Source organism: Marinimicrobium sp. UBA4209 (assembly GCF_002381585.1).
Classification (GTDB): domain Bacteria; phylum Pseudomonadota; class Gammaproteobacteria; order Pseudomonadales; family Cellvibrionaceae; genus Marinimicrobium; species Marinimicrobium koreense.
In genome coordinates this window covers 18960-25260 of the sequence record NZ_DFTP01000014.1, presented here as the reverse complement: position 1 = coordinate 25260, position 6301 = coordinate 18960, and the positions used below count along the sequence as shown (strand labels likewise).

At 60.6% G+C, this 6301-nt stretch carries 3 protein-coding genes; 2 read left to right on the top strand and 1 reads right to left on the bottom strand.

Annotated features, from left to right (window positions below; translation table 11 throughout):
- Nucleotides 1-2409: TonB-dependent receptor plug domain-containing protein (locus tag B3187_RS02555; protein ID WP_286804469.1), on the bottom strand; the 2409-nt coding region annotated here is incomplete at its 3' end.
- A 364-nt stretch (nucleotides 2410-2773) separates the two neighbouring features.
- Here B3187_RS02555 and B3187_RS02550 point away from each other — a divergent pair.
- Both B3187_RS02550 and ettA read left to right on the top strand, forming a co-directional pair.
- The gene (locus tag B3187_RS02550) at nucleotides 2774-4498 is read left to right on the top strand and encodes a glycoside hydrolase family 43 protein (protein WP_286804468.1); all 1725 of its coding nucleotides are present in this window, start codon (nucleotides 2774-2776) and stop codon (nucleotides 4496-4498) included.
- 277 nt (nucleotides 4499-4775) lie between these two features.
- Nucleotides 4776-6301: energy-dependent translational throttle protein EttA (ettA, locus tag B3187_RS02545; RefSeq protein ID WP_286804467.1), on the top strand; the 1526-nt coding region annotated here is incomplete at its 3' end.

Here is a 6301-nt window from a genome sequence, read left to right as displayed (position 1 = left end):
CGTGTCGGGCATATCCTGCACCTGTTCGTTGTGCGCCTCGGCACCGATCAGGTAACAGCCGCTTGAGTAAGGCGTCGACGGCGGCGCCGTGTTGGGCGCGTCGGGGTTATCCTGATTGCCCTCGGTCAATTCGTAACACTCCAACTGACTGTCAGTGAAGGAGCCGTAATTCACACTGCCTTCGCTGCGGGTGTTGGTTTCCACGTAGCGTACACCCACGTTGCCCGACACACCGACATCGGTATTGAACAGCGTGGCCGCCGGCCCTCCGTAGTTGACCATGAAGTAAGCGGCATGCACTTCTTCTTCCACCGTGAGCGTCTCGCCGGGCGTAAAGCAGGTGGAGTCGCCATTGGCATCCAGAACTTCCTGACCCCGGGTGGGCCCTTCGGCGGAGCAGATTGGATAGAACTGACCGATTCCCAGGTTGCGGCGATCAAAGTACTCATTCACCCGGGCCGGATCACCCAGGACCTCCGGGTCGATATAGAGGAACTCGGTGGAGTCCATCACGCCGCCACCCATGTAATCCGTGGGGAAGGCCCGATAGGTCAATGATTCCTCGGGGTCAGGGTAGCCGCCAAAGAAGGTTTCCTGCCCGGCATAGGTGACCGAATCGATGGGGTCGGTTTTGTCGGCGTTGAAATAGGCCGCACTTTCCCAGCGACTGGTGATGCCACGGAAGTTCCACGCTTCGCGCACCAGTTGCTCCCGGTTGACCGTGCGCGCACCGAAGGCGATCGACTCCACCCAGTCGGTGCCGTTCAGGTCGTACTCACCGTCGGCTTTGAACGCCAGAGACTCCCCTTCACTGGCACTCTTGTGGTCCTGAACCCAGGCGTAATTCCAGGAGTTGGGATTCTGTAGCCCACCCTCCGAGAAGTTGACGTTGAGCGGATCCCGGTATTCGACAAAGGGAAGCTCCCCGCGGAAATCGGCGTACATGCCGGTATAGCTCTGCAATGCGCCAGCGGTACCATAGCTGTCCCGCGTGGCATCGACATATTGCAGGTCGAAGTTGGCGCGGAATTGGTGAGTGGGTGCCCACTTGATATTGATGGACGCATCCTGGGTCATGCTTTCGCTGTGAATTTGCCGGGAGTTGGTTTCCATACCGACGGCCCGCTGGTCATAGGGCTCTTCGCAGTATTCCTCGAGATACTCCTGAGACGTGCCCCAGCCACAGCCGGTGGGATTCATCAGGGGGATACCCTCTTCGTTCACCCCGAAGGCGGCCGCCTCCTCTTCACTGCCGCCCCACCAGCCCGGTCCGGCGGTGGGCTCACCGGCGAGAAAGCTGCGGTCCTCTCGAAACATGAAAGTCTCCCCGGGCATGGGGTAGGTACCGTCGGGCCAGTCCGCGGGAATGACGTGGTCCGCCGGTTGCCCCCACAGGGCAAACAGGAAGTTCAGTGCACTGTACTCGGTGTTCAGCTGCTCGTACTCCGAGCGATTGAACTGGAAGGTGGTCACGATTTCTTCATCGGGACTCTGCCACTGGGCGGCAAAAGCACCACCGGTGCGCTCCCGCTGGTACAGGTTGTCCCGGGCGGTGATAAAGGTGGGCACATAGGTCTCTTCCTGAGTGGGACGGACGGTGCCGTCGGGCAGGGTTTCCTCGAAATAGCCCGGTTCGTGAATGCCCATACGTCCGAGATAGATGCCCTCGCTGCGGGTATCCAGACGGGAGGTGGCAATCTGCCCCAGCAGGCCGAAGTCACCCAGCGCCGTTTCCCACCGGTTGCTGTACAGGCCAGAGACATTGGGGTCGAAGGAATCAGCCACCTCGCTGTAGTTTACCTCGGCGGAGCCGACCAGCATTTCGCCATCAAAGTCGAAGGGCACACGGGTGTGCAGATCCACCACCCCGGCGATCCCGCCTTCGATCAGGTTGGCGCTCTGGTTTTTATACACATCCACCCGGCTCATCAGCTCCGGCGATACGTCTTCCCAGCTCAGCCCCCGGGAACTGTCGGCGGAGAAGGTATCCCGGCCGTTGAATTCCGAGCGCACATGGTCCAGGCCGCGGATCACCACGCCGGAGGGTTCAGCAGAGAAGTGCTGGGTGTCGTTGTTGGCGGCGAAGCGGGACACGGTGATGCCGGGCAGCCGCTGCAGGGCCTCGGCCACCGACTTGTCCGGCAGGGCGCCGACGTCGACCGCCGTCACCGAGTCGACAATATTGGTTGACTCACGTTTGATGTCCCGTGCGGTCTCCAGTGAAAGCCGCGCACCTACCACTACCAGCTCCTCCATGGAGGGCTGGGCCGGCGCGGACTCCGCCAGGGACGGCTCGGGGTCCGCCCCGGAGGTCTCGTCGGTCTCTTCGTCTGATTCCTGCGCATAGCCCGGGTGTGCGACGGCCGAAAGGCTCAACGCCAGCACACTCGCACCAAACAGTCTGAACAAGGGTCGTCTTTCAAAGGGAACTTCCATCGCTAGTACCTACCTTGCGTTTTATGGTTATCGTCTGGCCCTCAGGCCACCGCGCATACGGTAGAAAATTCCGCCAGCCACCCTGAGCCCCCGAAAGGGAAGGAATTGAGTGAGGCGACAAAAGGCGTTATAGTTATTCGTACCATATGTGATTATTATATTATTGTCAGATGGATAACCTTCACAGCCGCAAGTGGCTGAAATACTTGCACTTTGCAGAAATTATTAGCATTTCTGTCATATTTTTTAGGTCAAAACGCTAGATTACGCGCGGGATCGGGAGTCAGAACAGCCCACTGAAATCCGACTCTTCATCAGGATAACGAGGACTTATAGTATGAATAAACTGATAAAAGGCTCACTGTTGAGTGTGTTTGCCCTCCTGGTCGGCTGCGACTCCACCAGTGACGGCAATCCGGACGCGGCATTATCCTCCCCGGAGGCCAGCGCATCCGAGAGCACGGCGTCGGCCACAGCCGCCCAGTTCAGCCGGTTTACCTACGAGGGCCAGTCCCAGGAGCAGGTCGAGGTGGGTGAAGGCGAGTTCCGCAACCCGATCATTTCCGGCTATGCCCCCGACCCCACCGTGGCGCGGGTAGGCGACGACTATTATGTCGTCACCTCGTCGTTCACCCACTTTCCGGGGCTGCCGATCTACCACTCCAAGGACCTGGTCAACTGGACCCAGATCGGCAACGCGATCGACCGGCCCGACCAGTTTGATTACAAGGGTCTGGAAGTGTCCCGGGGGATTTTCGCACCGGACATCTCCTTCCATGAAGGCACCTACTACCTGGCCTCCACCTGTGTGGATTGCGGCGGCAACTTTGTGATGACCGCCGACAGCCCGACCGGCCCCTGGTCGGACCCGCACTGGCTGGGCTTTGAGGGCATCGACCCCTCCATCCACTGGGACGACAGCGGCAAGGCCTACATCCTGAACAACGGCGCCCCCAATGAGGAACCCCGCTACGACGGCCACCGCGCCATCTGGATTCAGGAGTTTGACTGGCAGAACCTGACCATGGTCGGTGAGCGCAAGCAGCTGATCAACGGCGGGGTCGACATCTCCACCCAGCCGGTTTGGATCGAAGGGCCGCACATCATCCAGCGCAACGGCTACTACTACATTACCGCGGCGGAGGGCGGCACCAGCGTGCACCACTCCCAGACCATTTTCCGGTCCGACGACGTCTGGGGCCCCTACACCCCCGCCGAGCACAACCCGATCCTGACCCAGCGCGACCTGGACTTTGAGCGGGACAACCCGATCATCGCCGCCGGCCACGCCAAATTCGTACAGATTCCCAATGGCGACTGGTGGGCCACCTTCCTGGCGATCCGCTCCTACGACAATGACATGTTCAACATTGGCCGGGAGACCTTCCTGCTGCCGGTACGCTGGGAAAACGATTGGCCCTACATTCTGCCCCGGGGCGAGCGCATTCCGTTTGCGCTGGAGAAGCCGGAACTGCCCGAACAGCCCACACCGAATCCGCGCCAGTCGGGTGACTTTGGCTATACCGATGAGTTCGATGGCGACCAGTTGGCGCTGGGCTGGATGGGCGTTCGCGACCCGGACAGCGGTCTTTTCTATGAAGTGAACAACGGCACGCTCAGCCTGAACTGTCAGAATGGCCTGGGCGACCTGAACTCGGTACCCGCCTTCCTGGGTCGGCGCCAGCAACACCACATTGCCGACCTGTCCACCACGGTGACCTTTGATCCCCAGGCGGATCAGGACCGGGCCGGCTTGGCGGCGGTGCAGAACGATGAGAATCTGATCTTCCTGGCCATCACCCAGGACAACGGCGAAGACCAGGTGGCGCTGTACCGCCGGCAGGGTTCGACCGAAGACACCCTGGTGAATGCGGCCCCACTGCCCAGCACCGAGAATGTGGTTCTGTCGATGGCCTTTGATGCCGGACAGATGAGTGCCCATTACGAGGTGAATGGCGAGCGTCACACCCTGGCCGAAGGGGTGGATGCCACCAACCTCAGCACCAATGTGGCCGGTGGTTTTGTGGGTACCCTGATCGGGCCCTACTGCACCCGTCAGTAATCTGTGTGAGTACCTTGTCGGATTACGCGCTGCGCGCTAATCCGACTTACTCGGGTTACCGAACCTACCTTGTCGGATTACGGCCTTTGGCCTAATCCGACCTACTGGATGGCTTGATATTCCATAGTCTGAGTAGGTCGGATTAGGCCGAAGGCCGTAATCCGACAGTCCCCTCCCCCCTCTTCTTGCTGATTGCACTCTTCCCGCGCTTTCGGTACCTTGCGCGTTTCTTTATAGTAACCAGCGAATTCCCCGTCTCAATGAGGTTGTAGCCCCCATGGCGCAGTACGTCTATAGCATGAATCGGGTTGGCAAGGTGGTGCCGCCCAAGAAAGAGATCCTGAAAGACATCTCCCTGTCCTTCTTCCCTGGCGCGAAAATCGGTGTTCTGGGCCTGAACGGCGCCGGTAAATCCACCCTGTTGCGGATCATGGCCGGGGTGGACAAGGACTATAACGGTGAGGCGCGGCCCATGCCGGGTATCTCCGTGGGCTACCTGCCCCAGGAGCCTCAACTGGACCCGGAAAAAAACGTACGCGGCAATGTGGAAGACGGCGTGCGCGAGGCGGTGGACGCCTTGGCTGAGCTGGACCAGATTTACGCCGCCTACGCCGAGCCGGACGCGGATTTCGATGCGTTGGCCAAGCGTCAGGGCGAGCTGGAAGACATCATCTCCGCCTGGGATGCCCACAACCTGGACCACAAGCTGGAAGTGGCCGCCGACGCCCTGCGCCTGCCGCCCTGGGATGCAGATGTAACCAAACTCTCCGGGGGTGAACGCCGCCGGGTGGCCCTGTGCCGCCTGCTGCTGTCCCGCCCGGACATGCTGCTGCTGGACGAGCCCACCAACCACCTGGACGCCGAGAGTGTCTACTGGCTGGAGCAGTTCCTGCAGCAGTTCCCCGGTACCGTGGTGGCCATCACCCACGACCGCTACTTCCTGGACAATGCCGCCGGCTGGATTCTGGAGCTGGACCGCGGCCACGGCATTCCCTATGAGGGCAACTACAGTGACTGGCTGGAGGCCAAAGAGAAGCGCCTGGAGCAGGAAGCCAAGTCTGAAGCCGCGCATCAGAAGGCCGTGAAGGCGGAATTGGAATGGGTACGTCAGAACCCCAAGGGCCGTCAGGCCAAGAACAAAGCCCGCCTGTCCCGCTTCGATGAGCTGCAGAGCCAGGAATTCCAGGCCCGCAACGAGACCAACGAAATCTACATTCCGCCGGGCGAGCGCCTGGGGGACAAAGTGATCGAACTGGAAAATGTCTCCAAGGGCTACGGCGACCGCCTGCTGATCGACAACCTGACCATGAGCGTTCCCAAAGGTGCCGTGGTCGGTATTGTCGGTGGTAACGGTGCCGGTAAGTCCACCCTGTTCCGGATGATCGCCGGTACCGAGCAGCCCGACAGCGGCAAGATCGAGCTGGGCGAGACTGTGCAGGTGGCCTACGTTGAACAGAGCCGGGAGAACCTGAAGGATGACCAGACCGTCTGGGAAGCCATCTCCGGTGGCCAGGACATTCTGCGCATCGGCAACTACGAAGTGAACTCGCGCTCCTATGTGGGCCGCTTCAACTTCAAGGGTTCGGACCAGCAGAAACGTGTGGGCGAACTCTCCGGTGGTGAGCGCGGCCGTCTGCACCTGGCCAACACCCTCAAGCAGGGCGCCAACGTGTTGCTGTTGGACGAACCCTCCAACGATCTGGACATTGAAACCCTGCGCGCGTTGGAGGAGGCCATTCTGGCGTTCCCCGGTTGTGTGATGGTGATCTCGCACGACCGCTGGTTCCTGGACCGGGTGGCCAC

What these genes read in the sequence shown, in the direction of transcription:
- B3187_RS02550 (WP_286804468.1), top strand. Translation starts at nt 2,774, where the DNA reads ATGAATAAACTGATAAAAGGCTCACTGTTGAGTGTGTTTGCCCTCCTG.